Source organism: Pedobacter frigidisoli (assembly GCF_032678525.1).
GTDB lineage: Bacteria > Bacteroidota > Bacteroidia > Sphingobacteriales > Sphingobacteriaceae > Pedobacter > Pedobacter frigidisoli_A.
This window is the reverse complement of the sequence record NZ_JAVTSE010000001.1, coordinates 525,292-551,291: the sequence shown is the minus strand read 5'-3', so window position 1 is coordinate 551,291 and position 26,000 is coordinate 525,292. Positions and strand designations below refer to the sequence as shown.

At 39.2% G+C, this 26,000-nt stretch carries 28 protein-coding genes; 19 read left to right on the top strand and 9 right to left on the bottom strand.

Annotated elements, in window-relative coordinates:
- Positions 1 to 28: 28 nt before the first annotated feature.
- A complete protein-coding gene (locus R2Q80_RS02415) occupies positions 29 to 694 on the bottom strand; it encodes a heme exporter protein CcmB (protein WP_316798049.1) in 666 nt (221 codons plus the stop codon).
- A 162-nt stretch (positions 695 to 856) separates the two neighbouring features.
- Between R2Q80_RS02415 and R2Q80_RS02410 the strand changes: the two genes are divergently transcribed.
- From R2Q80_RS02410 to R2Q80_RS02365, 10 genes are read left to right on the top strand one after another with little or no spacing between them, the layout of a single operon-like run.
- Complete coding sequence (locus R2Q80_RS02410) at positions 857 to 1,336, top strand: methylated-DNA--[protein]-cysteine S-methyltransferase (protein WP_316798048.1); 480 nt, start codon at positions 857 to 859, stop codon at positions 1,334 to 1,336.
- A gap of 13 nt (positions 1,337 to 1,349) precedes the next feature.
- Complete coding sequence (locus R2Q80_RS02405) at positions 1,350 to 1,748, top strand: hypothetical protein (protein WP_316798047.1); 399 nt, start codon at positions 1,350 to 1,352, stop codon at positions 1,746 to 1,748.
- A gap of 28 nt (positions 1,749 to 1,776) precedes the next feature.
- Positions 1,777 to 2,151 (top strand): S-adenosylmethionine decarboxylase, encoded by a 375-nt coding sequence (locus R2Q80_RS02400; protein ID WP_316798046.1) that lies wholly within the window; start codon positions 1,777 to 1,779, stop codon positions 2,149 to 2,151.
- On the top strand, positions 2,151 to 3,464 hold the full coding sequence (locus R2Q80_RS02395) for a DUF4178 domain-containing protein (protein ID WP_316798045.1): 1,314 nt from the start codon (positions 2,151 to 2,153) through the stop codon (positions 3,462 to 3,464). The genes R2Q80_RS02400 and R2Q80_RS02395 overlap by 1 nt, the downstream gene beginning before the upstream one ends.
- Positions 3,465 to 3,638, top strand: a complete 174-nt coding sequence (locus tag R2Q80_RS02390) for a hypothetical protein (RefSeq protein ID WP_316798044.1) — start codon at positions 3,465 to 3,467, stop codon at positions 3,636 to 3,638.
- 7 nt (positions 3,639 to 3,645) lie between these two features.
- On the top strand, positions 3,646 to 3,870 hold the full coding sequence (locus tag R2Q80_RS02385) for a DUF350 domain-containing protein (protein WP_316798043.1): 225 nt from the start codon (positions 3,646 to 3,648) through the stop codon (positions 3,868 to 3,870).
- 2 nt (positions 3,871 to 3,872) lie between these two features.
- Positions 3,873 to 5,384 (top strand): polyamine aminopropyltransferase, encoded by a 1,512-nt coding sequence (locus R2Q80_RS02380; protein WP_316798042.1) that lies wholly within the window; start codon positions 3,873 to 3,875, stop codon positions 5,382 to 5,384.
- Positions 5,362 to 7,017: an NAD(P)-binding protein gene (locus R2Q80_RS02375; RefSeq protein ID WP_316798041.1), complete on the top strand. Its 1,656-nt coding sequence runs from the start codon at positions 5,362 to 5,364 to the stop codon at positions 7,015 to 7,017. The genes R2Q80_RS02380 and R2Q80_RS02375 overlap by 23 nt, the downstream gene beginning before the upstream one ends.
- Positions 7,010 to 8,065, top strand: a complete 1,056-nt coding sequence (locus R2Q80_RS02370) for a hypothetical protein (protein ID WP_316798040.1) — start codon at positions 7,010 to 7,012, stop codon at positions 8,063 to 8,065. The genes R2Q80_RS02375 and R2Q80_RS02370 overlap by 8 nt, the downstream gene beginning before the upstream one ends.
- Before the next feature lie 50 nt (positions 8,066 to 8,115).
- The gene (locus R2Q80_RS02365; RefSeq protein WP_316798039.1) at positions 8,116 to 8,619 is read left to right on the top strand and encodes a lipocalin family protein; all 504 of its coding nucleotides are present in this window, start codon (positions 8,116 to 8,118) and stop codon (positions 8,617 to 8,619) included.
- Between the two features lie 64 nt (positions 8,620 to 8,683).
- Here the strand turns inward: R2Q80_RS02365 and R2Q80_RS02360 are convergent, their stop codons facing one another.
- Genes R2Q80_RS02360 through R2Q80_RS02345 form a run of 4 tightly spaced genes read right to left on the bottom strand, consistent with a single transcriptional unit; the run spans position 8,684 to position 11,117 of the window.
- Positions 8,684 to 9,082 (bottom strand): hypothetical protein, encoded by a 399-nt coding sequence (locus R2Q80_RS02360; protein WP_316798038.1) that lies wholly within the window; start codon positions 9,080 to 9,082, stop codon positions 8,684 to 8,686.
- A 28-nt stretch (positions 9,083 to 9,110) separates the two neighbouring features.
- The gene (gene gldC / locus R2Q80_RS02355; protein ID WP_010602534.1) at positions 9,111 to 9,446 is read right to left on the bottom strand and encodes a gliding motility protein GldC; all 336 of its coding nucleotides are present in this window, start codon (positions 9,444 to 9,446) and stop codon (positions 9,111 to 9,113) included.
- A gap of 55 nt (positions 9,447 to 9,501) precedes the next feature.
- Complete coding sequence (locus R2Q80_RS02350; RefSeq protein WP_316798037.1) at positions 9,502 to 9,771, bottom strand: hypothetical protein; 270 nt, start codon at positions 9,769 to 9,771, stop codon at positions 9,502 to 9,504.
- Positions 9,771 to 11,117, bottom strand: a complete 1,347-nt coding sequence (locus R2Q80_RS02345) for a DEAD/DEAH box helicase (protein WP_316798036.1) — start codon at positions 11,115 to 11,117, stop codon at positions 9,771 to 9,773. Before R2Q80_RS02345 ends, R2Q80_RS02350 begins: the two co-directional genes overlap by 1 nt.
- 120 nt (positions 11,118 to 11,237) lie before the next feature.
- On the opposite strand from R2Q80_RS02345, the gene R2Q80_RS02340 reads away from it, so the two are divergent.
- The 3 genes from R2Q80_RS02340 (at position 11,238) to R2Q80_RS02330 (ending at position 14,319) form a co-directional block, all read left to right on the top strand.
- On the top strand, positions 11,238 to 12,572 hold the full coding sequence (locus tag R2Q80_RS02340; RefSeq protein ID WP_316798035.1) for a dihydroorotase: 1,335 nt from the start codon (positions 11,238 to 11,240) through the stop codon (positions 12,570 to 12,572).
- 250 nt (positions 12,573 to 12,822) lie between these two features.
- Positions 12,823 to 13,197 carry a hypothetical protein gene (locus R2Q80_RS02335; protein ID WP_316798034.1) on the top strand — a complete coding sequence of 125 codons (375 nt, stop codon included), beginning with the start codon at positions 12,823 to 12,825 and terminating at the stop codon, positions 13,195 to 13,197.
- A 6-nt stretch (positions 13,198 to 13,203) separates the two neighbouring features.
- Positions 13,204 to 14,319: a DUF3810 domain-containing protein gene (locus R2Q80_RS02330; protein ID WP_316798033.1), complete on the top strand. Its 1,116-nt coding sequence runs from the start codon at positions 13,204 to 13,206 to the stop codon at positions 14,317 to 14,319.
- Here the strand turns inward: R2Q80_RS02330 and R2Q80_RS02325 are convergent.
- On the bottom strand, positions 14,306 to 14,887 hold the full coding sequence (locus R2Q80_RS02325) for a tRNA-(ms[2]io[6]A)-hydroxylase (protein WP_316798032.1): 582 nt from the start codon (positions 14,885 to 14,887) through the stop codon (positions 14,306 to 14,308). The two genes, R2Q80_RS02330 and R2Q80_RS02325, sit on opposite strands and share 14 nt — an antisense overlap.
- Before the next feature lie 149 nt (positions 14,888 to 15,036).
- On the opposite strand from R2Q80_RS02325, the gene R2Q80_RS02320 reads away from it, so the two are divergent.
- The 3 genes from R2Q80_RS02320 to R2Q80_RS02310 all read left to right on the top strand — a co-directional run bounded on the left by R2Q80_RS02320 (position 15,037) and on the right by R2Q80_RS02310 (position 19,313).
- The gene (locus tag R2Q80_RS02320; RefSeq protein ID WP_316798031.1) at positions 15,037 to 16,260 is read left to right on the top strand and encodes a glycosyltransferase; all 1,224 of its coding nucleotides are present in this window, start codon (positions 15,037 to 15,039) and stop codon (positions 16,258 to 16,260) included.
- 75 nt (positions 16,261 to 16,335) lie between these two features.
- Positions 16,336 to 18,192, top strand: a complete 1,857-nt coding sequence (hscA, locus tag R2Q80_RS02315) for a Fe-S protein assembly chaperone HscA (protein WP_316798030.1) — start codon at positions 16,336 to 16,338, stop codon at positions 18,190 to 18,192.
- A gap of 92 nt (positions 18,193 to 18,284) precedes the next feature.
- Positions 18,285 to 19,313, top strand: a complete 1,029-nt coding sequence (locus R2Q80_RS02310) for an Atu2307/SP_0267 family LLM class monooxygenase (RefSeq protein WP_316798029.1) — start codon at positions 18,285 to 18,287, stop codon at positions 19,311 to 19,313.
- A 48-nt stretch (positions 19,314 to 19,361) separates the two neighbouring features.
- On the opposite strand, the gene R2Q80_RS02305 is transcribed toward R2Q80_RS02310, so the two are convergent.
- Complete coding sequence (locus R2Q80_RS02305) at positions 19,362 to 19,805, bottom strand: DUF4395 domain-containing protein (protein WP_316798028.1); 444 nt, start codon at positions 19,803 to 19,805, stop codon at positions 19,362 to 19,364.
- Positions 19,806 to 19,910: 105 nt separating this feature from the next.
- On the opposite strand from R2Q80_RS02305, the gene R2Q80_RS02300 reads away from it, so the two are divergent.
- Genes R2Q80_RS02300 through R2Q80_RS02290 form a run of 3 tightly spaced genes read left to right on the top strand, consistent with a single transcriptional unit; the run spans position 19,911 to position 24,478 of the window.
- Positions 19,911 to 22,289: a DUF2339 domain-containing protein gene (locus R2Q80_RS02300; protein ID WP_316798027.1), complete on the top strand. Its 2,379-nt coding sequence runs from the start codon at positions 19,911 to 19,913 to the stop codon at positions 22,287 to 22,289.
- Positions 22,267 to 23,499: a DUF3999 family protein gene (locus R2Q80_RS02295; protein ID WP_316798026.1), complete on the top strand. Its 1,233-nt coding sequence runs from the start codon at positions 22,267 to 22,269 to the stop codon at positions 23,497 to 23,499. Before R2Q80_RS02300 ends, R2Q80_RS02295 begins: the two co-directional genes overlap by 23 nt.
- Before the next feature lie 22 nt (positions 23,500 to 23,521).
- A complete protein-coding gene (locus tag R2Q80_RS02290; protein WP_316798025.1) occupies positions 23,522 to 24,478 on the top strand; it encodes a zinc dependent phospholipase C family protein in 957 nt (318 codons plus the stop codon).
- A gap of 43 nt (positions 24,479 to 24,521) precedes the next feature.
- Here the strand turns inward: R2Q80_RS02290 and R2Q80_RS02285 are convergent, their stop codons facing one another.
- Together R2Q80_RS02285 and R2Q80_RS02280 are read right to left on the bottom strand one after the other, a co-directional pair.
- The gene (locus R2Q80_RS02285; protein WP_316798024.1) at positions 24,522 to 25,202 is read right to left on the bottom strand and encodes a DedA family protein; all 681 of its coding nucleotides are present in this window, start codon (positions 25,200 to 25,202) and stop codon (positions 24,522 to 24,524) included.
- Positions 25,203 to 25,264: 62 nt separating this feature from the next.
- A complete protein-coding gene (locus tag R2Q80_RS02280; protein ID WP_316798023.1) occupies positions 25,265 to 25,975 on the bottom strand; it encodes a hypothetical protein in 711 nt (236 codons plus the stop codon).
- Between the last annotated feature and the right edge of the window lie 25 nt (positions 25,976 to 26,000).

The following is a 26,000-nucleotide window of genomic DNA, read 5'->3' as shown; positions in this document are numbered from 1 at the left end:
GCTATCAATCACAATTCAATCATTCACTTTAATCTCTCCAAAGGTAAGGAAATAACAATAAAGAGGTCGCAACCGTGAGTACATTTACAATTACCAGCATTCCTATCTCATCATAGCTATTTTCCCAGGGTAATCCGTCAACGGCATTCTTAGCCAGTTTAATCAGCAAAATCAATACAGGAATGATAATAGGAAAACTTAAAATGGCCATTAACATTCCACCGTTACCAGCTTTACTGGCAATTGCCGAAACCATGGTAAAAACCGTCGAAAAACTAACGCTGCCGATTACAACCGCAATATAATATAACATTAAATCGGGTGGAGTAAACGTATCAAAAACAAGTGTATAAAACCCCAGTGCAATTGTTGTTAAAACAAGCATTAATAAAATATTGTAGACTATTTTTGATATTAATACGGCAGCCGGGCTGGCCAGAATATAGCTGTATAACTGCTGCCCCTTGGTTTCCTGCAAAAAGCTCTTCGAAACCCCGTTAATAGATGCAAAAAGCATAATTATCCAGAAAAGTGCGTTCCAGGCCAGCTTATCGCTCAGGCTTACAAAAGAAAGGTAGCAGGTAAAAATAGTAGAAACCACATATAACAACACACCATTAATAGTGTATTTGGAGCGCCACTCTAACAGTACTTCCTTATGGATTAAATATTTAACCTCCTTGGCCAGTTGCATAACCGCAAAGATACTTTTATTGACAAATATTGGATATAAAAATTGTATGATTGTTGTAATATTGTTTAAAGTTTTAAGCACAGATAACGGCCACTAAAACACAGGGATATAATGAAAATTTTATCCTTCAATTCAGCAATCGCCGTGTTTCCATAAATCAATATGAATTACGCATCCGTTATAACATCGCCTATTGGCAACATTACCATCCTCGCTGATGATGATTTCGTATACAGTATCACTTTTGCTGAAAAAGTTACAAATGGCCTGCTGGAAAACGAGCTAACAAGAAACGCTGCCGGCCAGTTGGAAGCATACTTCAACGGCAAACTAAAAGTTTTTGATTTCCCCGTTAAACAAAAAGGCACAACCTTTCAGCAGGAAGTATGGCAAAACCTCCTCACTATTCCCTACGGAAAAACTACTTCTTATGCTAACTTCTCAGCGCATAAGCCATTAGCCATTAGGGCTATTGCCGCAGCAAACGGTAAAAACGACATTGCCATAGTAGTTCCCTGCCACCGGGTAATAGGTAGTAACGGCAAACTGGTAGGTTATGCAGGTGGGTTGTGGCGTAAACAATGGCTTTTACAACACGAAAGTGATACCGAACAAACAGGACAAACAACACTAAAATTTTAAAAATATTTTGAAGATGACACTAGAAAAAGCCGAGACTAAAAATTACATAAAGGCCATTAGATTAATCAATACAGAAAACAACGACTGTACTTTTGACATAGGCAAAATACCAATCAGGCAGCACATAAACACCGGTTACTTTTTCGCCCAAACAGATACTTCTTTACAATATTCCTCCCATCCGGCACCACGAAGGCAATATGTAATTACTTTAAGGGGGAAATTAAAATTCACGGTTACCGATGGAAAAACCTTTATCCTAGAGCCGGGCATCATTCTGATTGCCGATGATACGCAGGGAATGGGCCACACCTGGGAAATTGTTGACGGCACTGAATGGGAAAGGATTTATCTTCCATTAGATGAAGATGCAGATGATCATTTTATTATAGACTCCCAACCATCGATTTAATCGCTACTTTTTGAAATAATTATTATTTTTGGAAAATACCAAACGCTCCATGAAGTATAGTCCGGGACTACATATATTATCAGAATTTTCTTCCTCGAAAAACATTCAGCTTTCGAATTACAGTGATTCAAAGATTTTCTTCGACGGGCTTATAAAGGAAAATCAGTTAGAAAAAGTAGGTGAAGTTTATTACGATTTCCCAAATGGAGGCTTTACAGCGGTAATCTGCCTTACAGAGTCTCACCTGTCAATCCATACGTGGCCTGAATTTAAGCTCGCAACATTCGATATTTTTCTTTCCAATTACCAGAAAGACAATACCGAAAAAGTAAGGTCAATTTATAAGGATGTATTAATCTATTTCGCCGGGGTAGAAATCCGGAAAACAGAAGTAGTTCGCTAATGGGAACATCTTCTAAGCCATATTTCAAACTATCTGAAGCAATTAGTTGCCCGGATTGCGGGCAGAACGTGATACTTTACGATCTGCCACGCAGCGAGTTCACCATATGCTCATTTTGCCGGTCATATTTCCAGATAGTCGGTAATGATTTAAAAAAGCAAAAAAAACAATTGGATGGGCCGCAAAAACAGCCTTTATTAAAACTCGGAGCCACTGCAAATATCCATGGGGTAGATCTAAAAGTGATTGCTTACCTCGAAAAAAAAGAAGCAGGAACCGATTACAACTGGAGAGAGTATATCTTAACAAGCCACAACAAGGGTTATGTAACGATTTCGGAATTTAACGGCCACTGGAATTTAATTGCAGGCCCGGAATTTCTGCCTGATTTTAAACAGCCGATTTCGTATGGAAACAGCGTAGGTTATAAAGATGTGGAATACAAACTTTTTAACCATTACACACCAGCCATAACTGCCATGTTAGGGGAATTAGACTGGGATGTTCTTAATGAAAAGGTTAAAGCTACCGAATACATTGCACCACCTTTTATGGTTGTTAAGGAAATTATCGGCAAATCGAACGGCTTAACAAACTATTATATAGGAGAATACCTCCAACCTGATGAGATAGCCGCAGCGTTTGGATTGAATATAAAAGAACTACCGGTTAAAACGGGCATTGGCGCCAACGAACCATCAAAGGCCTACGACAGGTGGATCCCAACTTTACAGATCAGTATTATTGCCATGCTGGTTGTTTTGGGTTTACATTTTGCATTCGAGATCTTCAAACCCGAAAAAGATCTCATCAACGACGACTTTGCAATTCAATTCGACGGCAAAACCGATCCCAATTCCTTTAAACCTTTCATTACACCTTCATTTAATGTTGAAGATTATTCTTCCAATATTGAATTTAACATCAGCGCCAATGTTGACAATAACTGGTTTGAAACAACTATAGTACTTGTAAACGAAAAAGACAACCGCACCTGGGAAGTAAGCAAGGGCATTGAGTATTATCACGGTTACGAAGATGGCGAAAAATGGAGTGAAGGCTCTACAACAGAAAAAGTAATGGTGGCAGGAATTCCAAAAGGTAAATACCACCTCAATGTATATCCCGCCTCGGGCGATACAACAAGTACAAACCTATATATTAAGGCCACAGCCAACTCCAGTATGTGGCGCAACACGCTTTTAACCATGCTTGCTTTTGCCATTTTCCCTGCTATTTCCTGGTACCTGATGCGTAACTATGAAAAAAGACGGTGGAGCAACAGCGATTACTCACCTTTTGTAAACGATTAAATGAACATCAAATCAATTAAATATTACCTGGTTATTTTAATACTTGCAATTGGCTACTATAGCTATTGCGGCATTACCGGCACCGCCTTTTACCAGGATAACGTAGAAAAAAACACCGAATTTAATGGAAACAAAAGCCATTCGGGAACTGTAAACAGATTTTACCATAAATAAAAAAACCATGAGCTTAAGTGAATTAATCAACATCAAATACATCATCGCCTCTGTGGTGTATTCTGTTTTGGGAATCTCCGTACTGTTTGTTTCCTTTTGGATTATCGAAAAAATTACACCCGAAAACCTGTGGAAAGAGATTTTGGAAAAGCGCAACATGGCTTTGGCAATTATTGCGGCAGCATTTATTATCGCGATTGCGATTATTATCAGTTCAGCCATCCATAGCTAGAAATGAATAAAAAACTCCCTGCGCTTTTACTTATTTCTGTATTTGTTGTTGCAACCTGTGGACTCATTTACGAGCTCATTGCCGGTACGTTGGCCAGCTACCTGCTGGGCGATTCGGTAACACAGTTTTCGACCATCATAGGCGTTTACCTGTTCTCTATGGGCATTGGCTCATGGGTTTCAAAATATTTTGAAAAGAATATACTATCGTGGTTTATACAGATCGAAATCCTGGTGGGGTTGGTAGGCGGGTTAAGCTCAACGGTACTCTTTCTGGTATTCGAAAGTATTGCCTCTTTCCGCATTGTACTTTACGCATTTGTAAGTTTAACCGGAATTTTAGTCGGGTTGGAAATTCCCCTTTTAATGCGGATTTTGAAAGACCGCTTTGAGTTTAAAGACCTCGTTTCTAAAGTTTTTACCTTCGATTACATTGGCGCTTTACTCGCATCGCTTGTTTTCCCCTTGCTCCTCATCCCACACCTGGGCCTGGTAAAAACGGCCTATCTGTTTGGAATGCTTAATGTTGCGGTGGCACTGATTGTATGTATCAGCTTTAAAAAAGAAATTAAAGCTTCGCGGTATTTACAAAGTGCTTCAATCATCAGCATCGTTTTCCTTTTGGCCGGATTTGTATATGCCGATAAAATTACCAGTTTTTCTGAAAGCCAAACCTATAGCGATACCATTATTTATTCCAAAAGCACTCCATATCAGCGCATCATCCTCACCAAAAAGAACAAGGTTTTAAAACTCTTTTTAAACGGTAATCTTCAGTTCAGCTCTGATGATGAATACCGTTACCATGAAGCCCTGGTACACCCCGGCCTGCAGGCTTTGCCACAGGCACAAAATGTTTTGGTAATGGGCGGTGGCGATGGGCTTGCCGTAAGGGAAATCCTCAAATATCCCAACATCCGCTCGGTAACACTTGTTGATTTGGATAAAGGAATGACCGGTTTGTTCCAGTCGAACAAAATATTGATGGGCCTGAATAAAAATTCGCTGCTTTCACCAAAAGTACAGGTAATCAATGCCGATGCATTTAGCTGGATCAAGGCACAAAAAAACACCTTTGATTTTATCGTGATCGATTTCCCCGACCCTTCAAATTATGCTGTTGGCAAGCTTTATACCAATGCATTTTACAAACTGGTAAAGGGGATATTGGCCCCAAAGGGCTTGATGGTAATTCAGTCTACCTCTCCGTATGTTGCTCCAAAATCGTTCTGGACGGTAAACAAAACCCTCGAAAGCGTAGGCTTAAAAACCATCCCCTATCATAATTATGTTCCATCGTTTGGCGAATGGGGATATATTTTGGCTACCGAACCCGGTAATCCTTATGTAAAACCGAAACAATATCTGCCCGGTTTAAAATTCATGTCTAAACAGAGTTTAGATTTAATGCTGTATTTCCCGAAGGATATGGCCAGGGTAGAAACCAATGTTAACAAGCTGAACAACCAGATTTTGGTGAAGTATTTCGAAGATGAGTGGGCAAACGTATTATAAGGATAACTTTTCGTCGTACCTGAAAAGGCGCTCATTTTTATTGAGGGTTGGTTTAATTACAGGTGGGATTTTCATTAACGGGTGTATCAAAAAGCTTAAGGGCCATCCGTATCACATTAAGGGAAGCCTGAAAGGGCCCAACGAAAAAGCCGGACATATCTTAAGAGACCGCATCAGGTTACCGGAACCCACAAGCGCAAGAAAAATTAAAACCCTAATTGTAGGAACAGGCATTTCAGGGCTATCTGCCGGCAGGTGGTTAAAAAATAATGGGGAGACAGATTTCGAAATCCTCGAACTCGAAAACCATACCGGGGGAAATGCCCATTGCGGAACAAACAATATCAGTGCCTATCCGCTGGGTGCCCATTATGTAACCATAGCCAACAATGAAGATGGGCTGCTTATTGATTTTTTCAGGGAGATTGGAGTAATTACCCATACCGAAGCCGGCCTGCCTTACTACAACGATTATTATTTAACCTTCGATCCCGAAGAACGCCTGCTGATTAACGGAGAATGGCAGGAAGGACTGATTCCCGATTTTGGCGTGCCCGAAGCCGATAAACAACAGATCAGGGCTTTTTTAAAAGAGGTTGATCTGCTTAAACAAACCAAAGGCAGCGACGGAAAATTTGTTTTTGATATTCCGCTTAAAAATTCATCGGCCGACCCCACATACCGGCAACTGGACCGGGTAACTTTTAGTTCGTACCTCGAAGAAAAAGGGTATCATTCCAAATTCTTGCTATGGTATTTAGATTACGCCTGTAAAGATGATTACGGGCAGAAAGCCAGCAAAATTTCTGCATGGGCAGGCTTGCATTATTTTGCATCGCGACGGGGAAAAGCAGCCAATGCAGAGCAAAATGCCATTTTAACCTGGCCCGAAGGAAACGGTTGGCTAATGAACAAGCTGGCGTCGGGCCTAAAAACTCATATCAGAACAGGTACGATGTGCTATAACGTATCACTATCACCGGCCGGAACGGTTATCGCATCGGTTTTTAATACCGAAACCCAGCAAACGGAACAGATAGAAGCACAAAAGATAATTTTATGTTCGCCGCAATTTGTAAACAACAGATTGCTTAAAACACTGAAGCGTGAGGTCGATTATACGGCTTTCAGCTATTCGCCCTGGTTAATTGCAAACATTACCATCAGTGCGCTTCCCCAATCAAAGGGGATAGATTTATGCTGGGATAACGTGGCGTTCGGAACGCCGTCTGTAGGTTATGTTAATTCGGCACAGCAACACCTTAAAATTTCAGAAAACAAAAGGGTAATAACTTATTATTTACCGCTATGCGATTATGAGCCTGCGGTTGCACGTTTGGCCGCCTACTCCAGAAGCTATGAGCAATGGTTAGACATCATTATGTCCGAACTGGAAATGATCCACCCAAACATTACCCAAACTATCGAAAATATCGATTTATGGGTTTGGGGGCACGGCATGATTGCTCCCGGAAAAGATTTTATCTGGAATGAAAACCTGGAAACAGCCAGAAACAACATAGCTGATAAAATTTTCTTTGCCCATACCGATTTAAGCGGTATTTCGATTTTTGAAGAAGCCTTTCACCAGGGAATCAACGCAGCACAGCAAATACTCGATCTGAATGGATAATCGGCAACCCTGGCTAAATTCGAAATGGAGTGATATATTTTTTATCCTCTCGCCCGCATTTATATCGCTTTTACTGGTTGTGCTTTTTCCTGCCCAGTTTCAAAAATCAGTCGGTATTCCGGTAGCTTACTGGGTTTTTCTGATCCTATTTATCGATGTAGCGCATGTTTACAGCACACTGTACCGCACTTACTTTAATTCAGAAAATTTCAAAAATCAAAAAACCTTACTCCTTTCGGTTCCTCTCGTATGTTATATTTTTGGGATAATCATTTATAAGTTTGATGCCTTGTGGTTCTGGCGGCTATTGGCCTATCTGGCAGTTTATCATTTCATCAGGCAGCAATATGGGTTTATGCGTCTGTATTCGCGGACCGAAAAAACATCAAAAGCCGTTAAGCTTATCGATCAGGTAGCTATTTATACCGCAACCATTTACCCGCTTATATTCTGGCACCTCAGCCCCGGAAGAAACTTCAACTGGTTTGTAGAAGGAGATTTTTTAAGCTTTGAGAACGATTTTTTATTGCACTATGCCACCATATTATACGTGGCGATCATTTCAGTTTACGTTTTAAAAGAAACCATAAGCTGCATGAAAAACAAATGGGTGAATGTTCCACGCAACCTGATCATCATCGGTACATTTTTATCGTGGTATTTTGGAATTGTGTATTTCAATGGCGATATGGCCTTTACCACACTGAATGTAATATCGCATGGAATCCCATACATGGCACTGATCTGGTTTTTCGAAAAAAAGAAAAATCACAACCTCAGTTTAAAGAGTAAAATATGCTCTTTATGTTTTGACAAATTTGGTATTGTGTATTTTGTAATGATTCTGCTTGTATTTGCCTATCTCGAAGAAGGCTTATGGGATGGGATGGTCTGGCGTGAACATCAATCTGTTTTTAAGCCATTTGTATTTTTACCTTACCTAAACAGCAACAATGCGCTGATGCTGATTGTACCCCTGCTTTCATTACCGCAATCAACACATTATGTTCTGGATGGCTTTATCTGGAAATCGAAAAATAAGTTTTAAAAGAAACTGTTTTATGCTTTCTTGCGTAAATAATATCAAATCCTGATGTTATGAAACTGATCTGTGCAATCCTTTTAATGTTTATGAGTGTTTTACCAATGGAGAAAAATGCACCCGTTGCTAAACTCGATCTTCGAAAATATTCAGGCACATGGTATTCGCTCTATTCAATACCAACCATTTTCGATAAGGGAAGTAGGGAAACTACCACCAAATACACTTTAAACAAAGAAGGGTACTATAATGTGCTCACTACTTACAAGAAACCGAACGACGACAAAATATACTCCAGAAACTCAAAAATGTTTCCCTCAGAAAATGGTGATAGCGGCGAACTACAAGCTCAGTTTATCTGGCCAATCAAGGTTGATTACTGGATCATAGAACTGGCTGATGATTACTCCTATGTAGTTGTCGGTCACCCAGACCATAAATTTCTCTTCATCATGAGCCGCAATAAATCGATACCCAAAAAATCCTATGAAGAAATTGTGGCACATTGCAAATCAAAAGGTTACGACGTAAGCAAGTTGACTTCTCAACACCATAGCTAAAACACATCCATAAAAAAAGCCACTTTTGATTTCGTCAAAAGAGGCTTAAATACCTTACACTGAATTAGGCGCTCAGTTGCTCTCCCTTTTTTGTGCTAAATAACATAAAAATCACTCCTACCAGAAATACAATCCAACCCCACTGGAAGTGGACAACTTTACCGATCAACTTATTTGCGAAACCATATTTTGTATAGTTATTTGCTGTGAAATATACAGCTACAACAGCCAGAATGAACCATGTAGTCATTACAATGCTCATAAACTTGAACGCCCCGGCTTTCCTGATAAAAAGGAAAAGTACAGATAACCCTATAATCACAAATGTAATCAGGAACAATCTGGCATCCGACTGATATAAATTCCAGTTACCCTTAATCGGAACTTTTAACATGGGGCAAAATGCAGCAATTACACAAAGTAATACACCCAACCAGGCCCTGAATTTGTTTAACACTAACATAGATGTTTTGAGTTTTTTAATTTAACAATTACTGCCCCTCAATAATACCCATTTTCTCCGCGAAATGTGCACAATAATCACGTAAATCTTCTACAATCAAGGTCTCATTTGTAGCCTTTAAAAAGCTATCACCCATAGTTTGCAAAGTTTCATAAAAAAACCTTTTCATCTCATCAACAGGCATATCTTTAGTCCAAAGATCAATTTTCAATGTATTTTTATAGTTATGATCCCAAACTGATAAGAACATTGCTTTCGCAGGTACTTTATCGGCATTTCCAGAGTCAGTACTCTCCCAAAGGATATTATCTGGATTGTTGGCTTCGTCTAACTCAACTGTTAATTTTATTTCTGCTGTTTTCATTTTAATTTTTTACGCTTGCAAAGATGCTGATTTTAATAAATAATTAGCCTTTTGCCTATGCTACTTTTTGTAATATTACCATCAGGATTACGGTAATCAGAATGAAAATCGATTCAATAATCCAGATTCGTTTCAAACTTTTTAAGGTAAAGCGAAAAATCAAATCGGTAATAAATGTTACGAGAATCAAACATCCCAGAATGAGTTTATAAAAACCACTCATATCAAATGGCTGATTTCCTCCACGTGGTTGAAAAAGACTAACCATCAAAAAAGCAAACGCAATTGAGCTGATGATATTTAAAGGCGTTACTCTAAACTTCATTATTTTTTCTTATCAAAACGTTTGCCTTTTTTGAAAGATTTTATCTGCTTACCTGATTTTGCTTTAGCCTTATCTCGGGCTTTTTGCTCAATTACTTTCGCATTCTTTTTTTCATGAAAAGCCCCTTTAAAATCAGGATCATCCTTACGCTTTTGCATATCGATTTCCCGGGCAATGTGCTGGCGTTCTTCATAAGGCGTTTCGTCAATATAAACACCGGCAGGTATTTCAGATACAGGAATATGTTGGCGGATCAACTTTTCAATTTTTCTGATATAGTACTGTTCAGCCTCCGTAGCAAAAGTAATAGCGTCGCCTTTTGCAAATGCCCTTCCTGTCCGCCCAATTCTGTGAACATAATCTTCGATGATAATCGGCACATCAAAATTGATAACGTGGCTTACATCGCTTACATCTATCCCTCTACTGGCCACATCTGTAGCTACCAAAACCCTGATATTACCTTCTTTAAAACTATTTATTGAATTGATCCGCGTATTCTGCCCCTTATTTGCGTGTATTACCCTAACATTTTCCGCACCATACCTCCGTTCAATAAAACTGAAAATATTATCAGCAACCGTTTTAGTTTTACAAAAAATAATCAACCGGCTAAAAGCCTCATCATCCTTGAGCAAATACTGCAACAGATTAATCTTCGTTTTGAAATTTGGTACATGATATAATGTTTGCGTAACGTTTGCGGCTGGCGTTGCCTGTTGCGAAGTTTCAATGATCGTTGGATTCTTAAGAAAATCTCCGGCTATTTTCTGAACCAGGTCGCTCATTGTTGCCGAAAATAATAAGTTCTGACGTTTACGCGGAACAATTTCAAGTATGCGGTGAATCGAACCGATAAAGCCCATATCCATCATTTTATCTGCCTCATCCAGCACCAAAAACTTCAGGCTTTGTGTATTAATATCACCGGCAAGGTATAATTCTAAAAATCTGCCCGGAGTAGCAATTAAAATATCAACCCCCTTTGCAATCCGTTCTTTCTGTGTTTTTGGGCCGATTCCGCCAAAAATCACCAGCGAACGCAAATCGGTATACGTTGAAAATAACTTCACCTGTTCAGCAATCTGCATGGCCAGTTCTCGTGTAGGAGACAAAATTAATGCCCTTGGGTTTTCACCCTGCGCATATTTCAATTGCATTAATATCGGCAATACGAACGCCGCAGTTTTTCCAGTTCCTGTTTCAGCGATACCAAAAATATCCTGTCCCGATAGTACCGGACCAATAGCCTTCTCCTGGATAGGCGTCGCAACGGTGTAACCTGCATCCGCAACTGCATTTAAAATTTGCCTGTTTAACTTAAATTCCTCGAAAGATTTTGCCATAGACCGCAAAGATAGTGATTAAGGTTGAGGGTTTGAACTCTCCTTTTACCCGCCCAACCTCATCCTACGTTTCGAAAATCTCACATCAAACTTCTCAAATCTATTTTTAACTTTGAACCCATGAATACTTACCTGATAAAAGCCGCCACAATTGTAAATGAAGGGCAGAAACTTGTTGCCGATGTATTAGTACAAAATGGAATGATTGCGAAAATTGGTCAGAACCTCTCTGCAAATGGTGCAACAGAAATAAATGCTGAAGGACAATATCTTTTACCAGGAATGATTGATGACCAGGTACATTTTCGCGAACCGGGCTTAACGCACAAAGCCGATATTTTCACTGAAAGCATGGCTGCCGTTGCGGGAGGTATAACATCCTTCATGGAAATGCCCAATACGATTCCCAATACCTTAACGCAGGAACTATTGACCGATAAATATGCAATTGCAGCAGAAAGTTCTCTGGCTAACTACTCATTTTATATGGGAGCAAGCAACGACAATATCGAAGAGGTACTTAAAACAAACCCGAAAAATGTTTGTGGAATAAAAGTATTCATGGGATCATCAACCGGAAATATGCTGGTTGATAACGAAAAGACACTGGAAAACATCTTTAGCAAAGCGCCGATTTTAGTAGCTACCCATTGTGAGGATGAAGCAACCATCCGCCATAACCTCGCGCAATTTAAAGCTAAATACGGTGATGACTTAACCATTGATATGCATCCGCTTATCCGCAGTGCCGAATCTTGCTATAAATCTTCATCCTTAGCTGTTGAACTGGCAAAGCAATATCAAACCCGCCTGCATATCCTTCATATTTCTACAGCAAAAGAAATTTCATTGTTCGATAACACTATCCCATTGAAGGATAAGAAGATTACTGCGGAAGCATGTGTGCATCACCTTTGGTTTAACGATACTGATTACGCAACTAAGGGTAATTTCATTAAATGGAACCCAGCTGTAAAAACTTCAGCAGATCAGGATGGTATTCTTCAGGGTGTACTCAATAACAATATCGATGTGATAGCAACCGACCATGCACCACATACCTTGGAAGAGAAAAATCAACCATATGCTCAGGCACCTTCAGGAGGCCCCTTGGTTCAGCATGCACTTCCTGCTCTTTTGGAGATGCATTTACAAGGGAAGATCTCGCTGGAGAAAATTGTCGAAAAAACAGCACATAACCTGGCAATATGTTTTGATATTGAAAAGCGCGGCTTTATCCGTGAAGGGTACTGGGCAGATTTAGTATTGGTTGATTTAAACGACTCATGGAAAGTAACAAAGCTGAATAACTTTTACAAATGTGGATGGAGTCCGTTTGATGGCGATACCTTCCAGGCAAGCGTTACTCACACTTTTGTATCAGGAAACCTGGCTTACCAAAAAGGCAGATTCACCACCGATCAGATTGGTAAGCGACTAACTTTCGAAAGATAGGTTTGCTATATTTATTTATTAGGCAATATCAAAATGGAAACTTTAATCATTCGTCCCAAAAATGAAGATAAGGCAATAGTCAGAATTGTTTTATGATACAACAAACAGTGTTCTAAACCTATATTCTTGGAGAGGCCACTATAATAAATAATCAATACTGAATTTAAAGTTTTCAGATTATCATTTTTTCGCCTGATCCATATCAACACCAAAACGCGATACAAAGAAATTAATATCTAACTAGCTCACCATGGATCAACCCATTCCGCCGATAAAAGAACGGACTAACAAACAGCTCCTTGAAATTGTAAGTCATCCTCACGACTGGTCGGAAATTGCCTATAAAGAGGCTAAAGCAGAATTAAAAACCAGAAATGTTCCCGAAACCGAAATCAACCATCATATTTACCTGGGACAAAAACACACCAGACTGGAACAGCAGAAAACAGCCAGAGAATCATACACTATTTTGGACTTCATTTTCAGTCCTCTGCATACCTGGTTCGAAATTCTATTCTCGATGGAATTAAGAACCGACGGCTATATCCGTAAAGCAGAACAGCAAGCCTGGTTAAGACCAATATTTATTGTGGTAATTATAATGATGATTATTATTTTTAGCTAAAATTCAATGCAGCCCAATAAAAAAATCTTCAGTAAATTTACCGTGTTGCTTACCCTATCAGCAGGGATTTTTATTATTGGCTTCTTCCCTTACATTGTTAAAAAATATTACAGCCTGGGCATTTACCCTTACATTTCCTCGGCACTTCGCTTTGTTTCCACATTTTTCCCCTTTGCATTAGGCGATATCGTTTACATAGCGTTGATTGGCTATGTCTTGTATAAAATTATCAGGTTTTACCTACACCGTAAAAAATTAAAGATTAAACACAGAATTATAGTTCCGCTACAGGTTTTAAATTTCTCTTTAATCCTTTACATCCTGTTTAAACTATCATGGGGGTTAAACTACAGCCGACCGAGCGTTAGCGAGGAGCTAGGCATGGGAAATGAGAAATACAGCCTTAAAGAATTGGTTTTATTGGGTGATTATTTTGTGAGTAAAACAAATATGTTAAAGCTCAAACAAAATAAAAACATGGTCTATACCGTAAAAGACCTGGAAAATAACTCAGCCTCGGCATACAACTTAATGGAACATAAAAATCCATTATTTAAATATCCTTACCCCTGTTTAAAAGCAGTTTCAAGTGCCTGGCTAACCAGCAAAGCAGGTATTGAAGGCTATTATGCCCCCCTAACAGGTGAGGCCAATATGAACATGGCCCTCCCCGATTTTGTAAAACCTTATGTGTCCTGCCACGAAATTGCGCACCAGTTGGGAATTGCCTACGAGGATGAAGCCAATCTTTTAGGTTATTTAACCGCAAACAATAGTCCTGATGTGAATTACCAATATTCAGCCAATTACGAAATGTTGAGATATATCTTATTTGAAATCAGGATGAAATCTCCTGATGATTATAAAATCCTGCATGATAAACTCTCGGCTGATATTTTAGCTGATTTTAAAACCGAAAAAGAATTTTGGCGAAAATACAACGGACAGATGTTCGGCTACATGGATAAAGCATTTGATAGATTTTTGAAAATGAACAACCAGCCAAAGGGAACAGATAGTTACCAGGATATTGTAATCTGGTTATGGAACCTGCATAAATCTAAAATCATTAAAAACAAAATATCACAAATCCTACATCGCAAATCAGCTACCCATGTATAGCTTCCCTCGTTCCGAAACTTTGGATCAGCTCTCCTTCAAATTCCAGCCATTCCTTCCACCGTTTATCTACATCAACATCAATAGCATACTTCCGTGCAAAATTTAAGAAAGTAGTGTAATGTGTCGCTTCAGAAACCATTAGTTCATGGTAGAATTTTGCCAGCGACTCATCCTTAATATTTAGTGAAAGTACCCGAAAACGCTCACAGCTTCTGGCCTCTATCATCGCCGCAAATAGCAACCTGTCAATAAATGCCTGGTTCCGGCTGCCATCTTTCTTGCTAAATTTCACCAATCTGCCAACATAATCATCCTTACGCTCACGGCTCAAAGTATAACCACGTTCTTTGATAATATCAATCACCATCTGAAAATGTTGCATTTCTTCAATGGCAATGGATGTCAGCTCCTCAACCAAATCCTGATGTTCAGAATTTTGAGTAATTAAAGTAATCGCATTTGAAGCAGCCTTTTGCTCACACCAGGCATGGTCGGATAGAATTTCCTCTAAATTAGATTCAGCAATATTTGCCCAGCGTGGGTCTGTCAACAACTTTAATCCTAGCATCTGATATCATCAATTGAGCTGCAAAATTAAGAATATTTAACATACATTTAATACGTCCCGGAGATTAAGATGGTATAGCTTTTAATCTGCGGAAATCAAATTTATCTGCGGGAGCCAGAAAAAAGCACTTATTTTGTAGCTACATAAATATGGATCTGAAAAAATTATTGATTATTGGATTAGTATGGCCTGAGCCCTCTTCGTCGGCGGCAGGAACTCGGATGATCCAATTGGTCGATTTGTTTTTAAGCAAAGGCTATATGGTCACTTTTGCTTCCGCTGCATCTAAAGGTGAATTCAGTTATGATTTTACCGGAAAGGCAGTAACTGAACGGCATATCAAACTTAACGATGAAAGCTTTAACCGCTTGCTGAAAGAGCTAAATCCTAATGTAGTGCTTTTCGATCGCTTTATCATAGAAGAACAGTATGGATGGCGGGTACAACAGGAATGCCCCGGGGCTATGCGGATATTAGATACAGAAGATTTGCACTTTCTTCGCAGTGCCCGTCAAATCGGCAGTAAAAAGCAGGAAGCCCTGAATTTGTACAATGACGTTGCAAAGCGCGAAATAGCTTCGATACTACGCTGCGATATATCATTGATCATTTCCGAAAAGGAAATGGAAATCCTTCAGGATAAGTTTAATATCGATCCCGTTCTACTATATTACCTCCCCTTTCTCGAAAAAGAAATTACACAGGAAGCCATTCAAAAATGGGTGCCGTTTGATGATAGAGCCGATTTTATCTTTATTGGCAATTTCCTGCACGAACCAAATTGGAATACCGTTCAAACGTTGAAAACAAAAGTATGGCCGCTGCTCAGAAAAAAGCTACCGGGAGTGGCCATCAACATTTATGGCGCATATGCCGCTCAAAAAGCTTTGCAATTAGATAATAAGAATGAAAAGTTTTTTATTCGTGGCCGGGCCGGAAACGCCCAGCAAACCATAGCCAGGCACAGAGTATTAATTGCCCCTATCCAGTTTGGCGCAGGAGTAAAGGGCAAGTTCATCGATGCCATGCACACCGGAACGCCATCAATAACCACAACAACCGGCGCCGAAGCCATGAAGGGCGACTTTGATTGGTGTGGATTTATTGAAGATAATCTGGAAATATTTGTTGACAAGGCGGTTGAGTTGTATTTGAATCAAAATATATGGCTGTCAGCTCAGGAAAAAGGTGTAATTATTATCAACAACCGTTATAGCGCCGTTACTTTTGCCGATGGATTTATTGCTGAAATAGAAAAACTGGATTTAACTGCTCACCGGAACAAAAATTTCATCGGGCAAATCTTAAATCACCATACACTACAAAGCACAAAATACATGTCGCTTTGGATAGAAGAAAAAAACAGAAAGTAAGCACGTGTTCCCAACAACCTGCCAACTTTACAACATTCCAACAATTTTAAATTAACTATTACGTAAATTCGCCCCATGGCGAAAATATCGATTAACCTGGCCACAGGTTCATTACAGAAAGAAGAAATCATTGTTGGTATCGACTTGGGTACAACCAATAGTCTGGTAGCATTTATTAATCCTGAAAAAAATCCTCAGGTGATAAACGATGCAGGAAAAGGAATACTCGTTCCGTCAGTAGTTTATTTCAACAATCAAAGCGAAGCGCTTGTTGGAAACGAAGCAAAGGAATTTTTAACAACCGATCCTGCAAATACTATTTTTTCTGTAAAAAGACTGTTGGGTCGTTCTTATAAAGATGTTGCCGAACACAAGGATATTTTCTCCTATAAAATCATTGATGACGATACTGACGCGTTAGTAAAAATTCAGGCAGGGAATCGTTTCTACACGCCTATAGAATTATCGGCAGAAATATTAAAAGAACTTAAGGCAAGGGCTGAACACGCATTGAAAACGCCTGTTAACCGCGCGGTAATTACCGTTCCGGCATATTTCAACGATAGCCAGCGCCAGGCCACACGTGATGCCGGAAAACTTGCAGGATTGGATGTAATGCGTATCGTAAACGAGCCAACAGCAGCAAGCCTGGCTTATGGAATAGGTCTCGATCCCAGCGAGCAGAAAACGATTGCTGTTTACGACCTGGGTGGTGGAACTTTCGATGTCTCTATCCTTCAAATTCAAAACGGTATTTTTGAAGTTTTATCAACAAATGGAAATACTTACCTGGGAGGCGATGATTTTGACCGTGCAATCCTAAACTACTGGCTGGAGAAAAACAATCTTGAGCTGAGCATAGTAGCTAAAGACAATATTTTAATGCAAACTCTACGTTTACAGGCGGAAGCTGCCAAAAAAGCGCTCTCAGCCCAGAATTTGTACAACGAAAAGGTTGGTGAAATCTGGTGTACGCTGGATAAACAAACCTTTGAGGAACTCATTTCAGCTAAGGTGGAAGAAACCATCACCGCCTGTAAAAATGCTTTGAACGATGCAGAACTAACAGCCGCCGATATTGATGAAGTAATTCTTGTTGGTGGATCAACCCGTACCCCATTTGTAAAACAGGCTGTAGAAAATTTCTTTGGCAAAACACCCCAGGATAACATTAATCCCGATGAGGTTGTAGCCTTAGGTGCTGCTATACAGGCAGATGTTTTGGCAGGAAACCGCTCTGATATTTTATTGCTTGATGTTACTCCTCTTTCATTGGGAATTGAAACTATGGGCGGACTGATGGACGTGATTATTGCCCGTAACAGTAAAGTCCCTACCAAAGCTGGCCGCCAATACACAACTTCTATCGACGGACAGATAAACATGAAAATTTCTGTTTACCAGGGGGAACGGGATCTGGTAAAAGAAAATCGTAAACTCGCTGAGTTTGATCTTAAAGGAATCCCTGCAATGCCTGCAGGTTTGCCAAAAGTAGATATCAACTTCCTGCTTAATGCAGATGGAATTCTAACTGTTCAGGCAATAGAATTGCGGTCGGGAGTAAAACAGGAAATCGAAGTGAAGCCAAGTTATGGCTTGAATGATGATACCGTGGAAAAAATGCTCATAGATAGCATTACCCACGCCAAGAGTGATGTAGAACAACGCATGCTCATTGAAGCACGTAGTGAAGGAGAGCAACTTCTTTATACAGCTGAACGTTTCATCGAAAAACACCAGGAACATCTAACATCTGAGGAAATCGCTGAAACAAAAATCCACATCGAAGCATTGAAAACCGCACTAGCCTCGCAGGAAAAAGATACTATCCTCAAAAAAGCTGACGAATTGAATGAATTTACCCGGCCTTTTGCCGAACGAGTAATGGATGCAGCCATCTCTACAGCCATGAAAGGTAAGAAAATAGAGTAACCGGAAGTCCTGTTAATGTAACTTCTTTTCTTACCATACATCAAATGCCATTATCCCTGAATCCATTATTTTTGCTAAATAATCTTAGCAAAATGGAATTAGGTATCGGTATGTTTGGTGATTTGCAAATCAATGCAAATGGAGAAATTCAGTCTGCACAGCAAAGACTTCAGGAAATTATAGAAGAAATTAAGCTGATGGAAGAAGTCGGCTTGGACTTCTATGGAATTGGTGAACACCATCGCCCTGATTATGCGGTTTCAAGTCCTGAAATCATTCTGGCAGCCGCTGCAACCGTCACAAAAAACATCAAATTAAGTAGCGCAGTTTCTGTGTTAAGCTCTTCCGATCCGGTTAAGCTTTACCAGAATTTTGCTACCGTAGATTTAATCTCCAACGGCAGGGCTGAATTAATGGCTGGCCGGGGCAGTTTCATTGAGTCCTTTCCCCTATTCGGCTATAACCTTCAGGATTATGATGAACTTTATGAAGAGAAATTAGAACTCTTACTAAAAATCAATAAGGAGCCAAAAATTACCTGGAAAGGTAAATTCCGCCCCGAATTAGCTAACCAGGAAGTCTTGCCCCGCGCGGTTAACGACCATTTAAAAATCTGGGTGGCCGTTGGTGGTACGCCTGAATCTGTAGAAAGAGCAGGAAGATTGGGCTTACCCGTAATGTTTGCCATCATCGGCGGGCAACCTGTACAGTTCAAACCACTTTTCGATTACTATAAAAAAGTATATCAGGCTTATGGTCATGATATAAGTAAGTTTGAAGTAGGCGTACACATGCACTCCCTGTTCGGAGAAAACAGTCAGGAAATTTCCGACTATTATTTCCCGTTATATTCAGCTCAAATGAATAAAATTGGGAAAACACGCGGCTGGCCTCCCTTTCAGCGCAATCAATTTGAAGCCGGAAGAGGCAGCAATGGCGCACTCATTATTGGTGACGTGAACGAATCGGTAGATAAAATTCTCGCGATGGAAGAAACATTTGGTCTAACCCGGTTTTCAGCACACATGGATGTTGGAGGGCCTTCACATTCAGCGATGATGAAATCAATAGAAATTTTCGGGACACAGATAGCCCCAAAGGTCAGGGCAGCATTGAACTGAAAATAAAATGATGAAAAATAGGAAGTATATTCTCACCCAATCAGCAAATCAATAGCTTTTGGTTCTGCTAAACATTTGAATTATAGAATAAACATAACATCCTACACAAACTGCCAACAGGCTTTCTAGTAATGCAAAACCTGTCATTACCGATGTGAGAATAAGTGCAGCAACCGGAAATTCAAAAATAAATGTTGCGGTAATCAGAAGGCAAAAAACTAAGCCCATGGTTGCCGCAAACTTTTTTGGGGCCAGGTCAGTCATTTTAGGCTTAAACCTCAATGCTCCAGCTAAATGAATGGCCATAAATTTCAACAGGCTAAACCTTCCCGAAGTAAAAGCCCTCAAAGCAAAATCTGCAACTAGATATAGTACTGCCCAATAATTTGAAAACAAAATACAGCCTATCTCAATTAAGGCAACCATAAAAGCAACAATCCTTACTACATTTTCATTAACTCTTTCGGCAGAAACCGGACACGATAATTCCATACATCTTTTTTGAATGATAAAAATACAAAATTGAATATGGATAAATCTTAAAAATTCATTCCTATATTTATTAACGTAAATTACGCACATCAACCTAGATATAGAATGGATAATTCGGATCAGTTAAATCTGCTTTTAGTCAAACTCGAGAATTTGCTACTGAGGCAACAAGGTTTCGAACAAGAAATCGAAGCCTTAAAACAACAGGTAAGAGCAATGCAGTCCACTGGAACCGCCGGTTTGTCACCAAAATCACAAACAGGTCCTTTACCTGTACCCCCACCACTAAAAACGCAGCCAACACCTGTTCATAACAATACAGTACCGTCGCAGCCGGTTCCTGAAAGATTTAAATCCCCTGTAAACCAACCACAAGTTAATTTTGCAGATCGTTTTAAACGAGAGAACATAGTTAAATCCGATTTCGAAAAATTCATTGGCGAGAACCTTATCAGCAAAATCGGGATCCTCATCCTGATTTTAGGTGTTGCCATCGGCGCCAAATATGCCATCGACCACGATATGGTCAGCCCGCTAACACGCATTATTTTAGGATATGCAGTAGGTGCAGGTTTAATGGCATTTGCGATAAAACTGAAAACCCGTTACGAAAACTTTTCCGCAGTACTCGTGAGCGGTGCCATTGCCATAATGTACTTTATCACCTATGCTGCCTACGATTTTTATGCCCTGATTCCGCAAGCTTTAGCATTTTTATTAATGGTCGTATTCACCTCATTCGCCGTAGTGGCCGCCATAAAATATAACAAACAGGTCATTGCGCATATTGGGCTCGTTGGCGCTTATGCAGTCCCCTTTTTACTCAGCAATGGTTCAGGAAAAGTGGGAGTGTTGTTTACTTACATGGCAATTATCAACATCGGTATTCTTATCCTAAGCTTTAAAAAATATTGGAAACCACTATTTTATGCCTCCTTCATATTATCATGGATCATATTTTTGACATGGAGGTTAGGCCTCAGCTCCAATGCTGATTTCTTTACTCTATCATTGCTGTTTTCAGCTATATTCTTTATCACATTCTACATCACAAACCTGGCCTATAAAATCACTAAACAGGAAACTTTCGAATTTGGCGACGTGGTAATTTTACTTCTAAACTCTTTTATATTTTATGGAATAGGTTATTTCATACTCGCGCAAAATAAAAATAGCGTAGAGTTACTTGGTCTTTTTACATTAGCCAACGCAGTTATTCACTTCGTAGTAAGTTTAATCATCTACAAAAATAAACTTGCAGATAAAAACCTTTTTTACCTGATCTTGGCAATGGTAATTACTTTTATTACAATAGCCGCACCTGTACAGCTTAATGGTGGCTGGGTAACAATCTTCTGGACGGTAGAGGCCGCCGTCTTGTTTTATCTCGCCCGTGCAAAACATATTGCTATCTACGAAAAGTTATCCTTTCCACTCATATTCCTCGCATTTATAAGCCTCCTTCAAGATTGGACGACCTATTATGATTTTTATTATGGCAATGACTCCCCCATGACACCAATAATAAATGTAGGTTTCTTAACCGCCTGTATTTTTATAAGCTGTTTTTTCTGGATGCTTCGGATAGATAGAACGAAAACAGAACTGCAGCCTGAATGGCACTGGATAAGACAGATTTTGACTTATGCCATTCCTTCTATTTTAATCATAGCAACATACGTATCCTTTAAATTGGAGATTTCAAAATATTTCAATAGCCTCATCCAATCAACAAGGATCAGTCTTCATCCCCAAAGTAAAACCGGTGACCAGACGTATGAACTTAACTATAATTACGAAACGCTTGAAACCGCCTGGATCTACATCTACACCTTATTTTTTGCATCAGCACTCACTTATCTCAATCTCAAAAAACTGAAAAATAATGAGCTTGCAATTGCAAATCTGGTCATCAATGTAGGGGTGATAATATTATTTTTAACGCATGCGCTTTATACCTTGAGCGAACTAAGAGACCATTATCTTTTTCCGGATACAAATTATTTCACCATAAGTACCTTTAATATATTTATAAGATATCTGTCGATAGCCTTTTTTGCTCTGCTAATCTTTCAATGCCATCAGCTGGAGCGCTCAGGATTGTTAAAGCATAATTTTAAAACAATGTTTGATTATCTACTGTACATATCCATTTTATGGGTACTTAGTAGCGAAATGATCAATATTCTGGAACTATCACATTCAGAGGCGAGTGACAAATTAGGTCTGAGTATCCTTTGGGGCATTTATGCATTGTTTTTAATCAGCATGGGGCTGGCAAAAAACAAAAAACATCTTCGGATCGGAGCAATGGTTTTATTTGGTATTACGCTGATAAAACTATTTTTCTACGATATTTATTCGCTCAGTACCATTTCCAAAACAATAGTTTTCGTTTCCTTGGGTGTACTCTTGCTCATCATTTCTTTTCTATATAACAAGTACAAACATTTAATTATTGATGATGCTAAAACTGAAAATTAGTACGCTTTTGTTATTCACGCTGCTATTCACCATTACGAAAGCACAAACAAATAATTTCAAATTCAAAAGAAATATAACCGGCGTTAATGCAACCTGGCATAGCTTCAAACTGCCTGAAGGATTATATCAACACGTAGGTTTAGGATTTGATGATTTAAGAATCTTCGGCATAAATGATAAAGATACTTTGGAAGTACCATATCTTTTGAAACAAAAGGATGAACTGATCAGCAGCCAGGATATCCCATTCAAACAAATCAACCAAAGCTCCAATGCTGCTGGCTACTTATTTACCTTCCAGTCGCCACAAGTCAGCACAATTAACCAGATTACCTTAAACTTCAAAGACCAGAATTTCGACTGGCAGGTTAAACTCGAAGGAAGTAATGATAACACAGAGTGGTTTACCATACTTAACAATTACCGCATCCTGTCAATCAAAAACAAAAGCACCGATTATCATTTCACTAAACTGGACTTTGCAGATTCAAAATATCAGTATTTTAGAGTTGCTCTAAAAAGTCAAATCCAGCCTGAACTGTTAACAGCTAAAATTTCCAGGATTGATACCATCAGGGGAATCTCTCAGGAGGTAAAGTATAAAAGCTTTAACATACAGAATGATGCGGTTCAAAAGGAAACAATTATCGAAATTCCCCTGAAAAACACAGTGCCGGTTTCGTTTCTAAAATTGAAAGCAATGAATACTTTCGATTTCTACCGTCCCCTGAAAATCGAATATGTAACTGATAGTTTTAAAACCGATAAGGGCATCCGGTATCATTATGCCAACCTATACCAGGGAACAATCAGCTCATTTGAAAAATCAGAATACCATTTCCCAAACACCATAACTTCAGGATTGAGAATTACTATCCAGAATAATGACAACCAGCCCCTGCGCCTAAGTGACTTGGAACTAAAAGGTAATATTTACGAAATTATTGCCCGCTTCGATAATCCCGCACTATCTTACGCACTATATTACGGAAATGAGAAAAGCACCGCGCCTAGCTATGAAATAGAAAAATTCCAAAGCAAAATCCCCGCAGACTTAACTCCCGCAATAATTGGAGAGGAACAAAAAAATCCGGCATATTCAGTAAAAATACCTAAACCAATATTTGAAAATAAAGCATGGCTATGGATAGTAATGTCCGTAATTATTGCATTATTAGGTTGGTTTTCATTCAGAATGTTGAAAAATTAAAAATACATGATTATATTTCAGCATGAAAAGATTAACGATTCTATCCGCGTTAATCATCCCGCTTCTTCTTTGTACATCCTGGGGATTCTTTGCGCACCAAAGAATCAATAACCTCGCTGTTTTCACGCTACCTGCTGAAATGGTTGGATTCTATAAAAGAAATATCAAATATATTACCCAACATGCCGTAGATCCCGATAAACGGAGATATATAGATAGCCTCGAAGCACCGAGGCATTATCTCGATGTTGAAAATTACGAAAACAAGATAGACAGCATCCCTCTAAAATTCAGCGATGCCAAAACTAAATATGGGGAAGCACACCTACAAAAAAATGGAACACTTCCCTGGCAAATCCAAAAAACTTATTATAGTCTGGTCAATGCATTCAAAACCAGGGATTCAATTAAAATCTTAAAATGCGCTGCAGATTTAGGGCACTACATTGGCGATGCTCATGTTCCACTCCATACAACAAATAACCATAATGGCCAGCTCACCAACCAGGTCGGAATCCACGCCTTCTGGGAAAGCCGTTTACCCGAATTATTTTCTACCAATTATAATTTCCTGGTAGGTCGGGCAATCTACATTGAAAACCCGCTTAATGAAGCCTGGAAAATACTAAGGCACACACATAGCTTAGTCGACACTGTGCTAACGTTCGAAGCGAAATTGTCAGCTTCATTTTCCTCAGATCAGAAATACAGTTTTAGCGAAAGAAACAATACTGTACTGAAACAATATTCCTTTGCCTATTCAAAAAAATACCACGAAATGATGGACAAGATGGTGGAAAAACAGATGCGCTCAGCGATCCTGGAAATCGGATCCTATTGGTATTCGGCGTGGGTAGATGCCGGACAACCTGAGCTAAAAAACCTCGTCAAAATTGAACAGGACCCCGAAGAGAAAAACTCAGAATTGAAAGCTGAAAAGAAATACCAGAATGGAAATCCAATTGGCCGTGAAATATAGCTGAAACAAAAAAGCGGGAGTAAATCCCGCCTCAATAGCAATTCTACTTAGACTCTTCGCCTTCTATAATTTTTTCAATTTTCTTAGGCTCCATACGGCTTTTTATGGCCGCCCATATTGCTGGAACAAAAGTAACCACAGCAATCGTTAAAATAACAATCTCGAAATTGTTCTTGATAACAGGGATTTGCCCCAACAAATAACCACCTATTAACAAAGCAAAAATCCAGGTTATACCGCCAATAATATTATAGTAGGTAAAACGGCCGAAAGGCATCTTCGCAATCCCCGCAACGAATGGAGCAATTGTTCTGAAAATTGGTAAAAACCTGCTCAACATAATGGCCTTTCCACCATGCTTTTCAAAAAACTCGTGAGATTGATGATAATACTTAAGCTTCAGTATTTTATTGTTTTCCTTAAAAACACCCGAACCCAACACTGTTCCCAGTTTATAGTTCAAGGTGTTTCCTGTAATTGCCGCAAGAATTAAAATCACCAGCATTAACCAGATATTCAATCCGGTGTTTCCACCTGCAATCAGCGCACCCGCAGCAAAAAGCAATGAATCACCAGGCAGGAATGGTGTAACCACAAAGCCTGTTTCAGCGAAAATAATTAAGAATAAAATAAGGTAAGTCCAGGTTTGATAATCGCGAATAATCTCTGCTAAGTGAACGTCTATATGGGCAATAAAATCCCAAAGTTGATGTAGTAATTCCAAGTTATATGATTTTAGGCAAAAGTAGGGATATCAAATGATTTTATCTGTAATCTTTCCAACAATTAATTGTTCGAAACCAGGCGTTCCTTCAACTTGCCGTTTGCCGCACCTTCCAGAATAACAGTATAAACTTTGCCCAGTGCCAAACCCGAAAAACTAATCGAATCCACAACCCCTGTCGAATCGGCTAAATTAAATAACATAGTCGCCTGATTATTTTTAATACTGGTAAATTCGTAGTATTTTGATTTCTTGCCATAAGCCAGCGCATCCGCGAACGTTTTAGCCCGGTTAGTAATTTGTACTGAAGAATTCAGGGTATATCCCATATTGATAAACATCACCTTGGCCATGTTAGCATTTGGCCTTACGGTATCCTGATAAATAACCATTTTGGCTTTTCTCCCGGAAGTTGCGTCGACCTTGGTGTAGTAGATAGAATAATTTAAACCCAAACCAAATTTGGTTGTAATAGAAGTATCGCTGGATCTTGCAGTAATACTGTTCCTCGCATCGATGACATACTCTTTATCGGCATCAACTACAAAATAAGATGAATTTGTTGCAGTAGCGAGGGCGCTAACACTAGTCAGGTCGTTAAATAACCTGTTGTTGAAATAAAAGTTCTTAGTAGTATCTGAGATTACCGTGTTAAATATCCTAACCTTTGCATCTCCGCTTAAAATACCATTATTTTTAATACAGGAACTGGCCAGCAAAATCACAAAAAACAGAAGAAATATTTTAGAGAACAGAAACCTCGGATTATTCATATATGTAGGCTAAACAATTAAAACG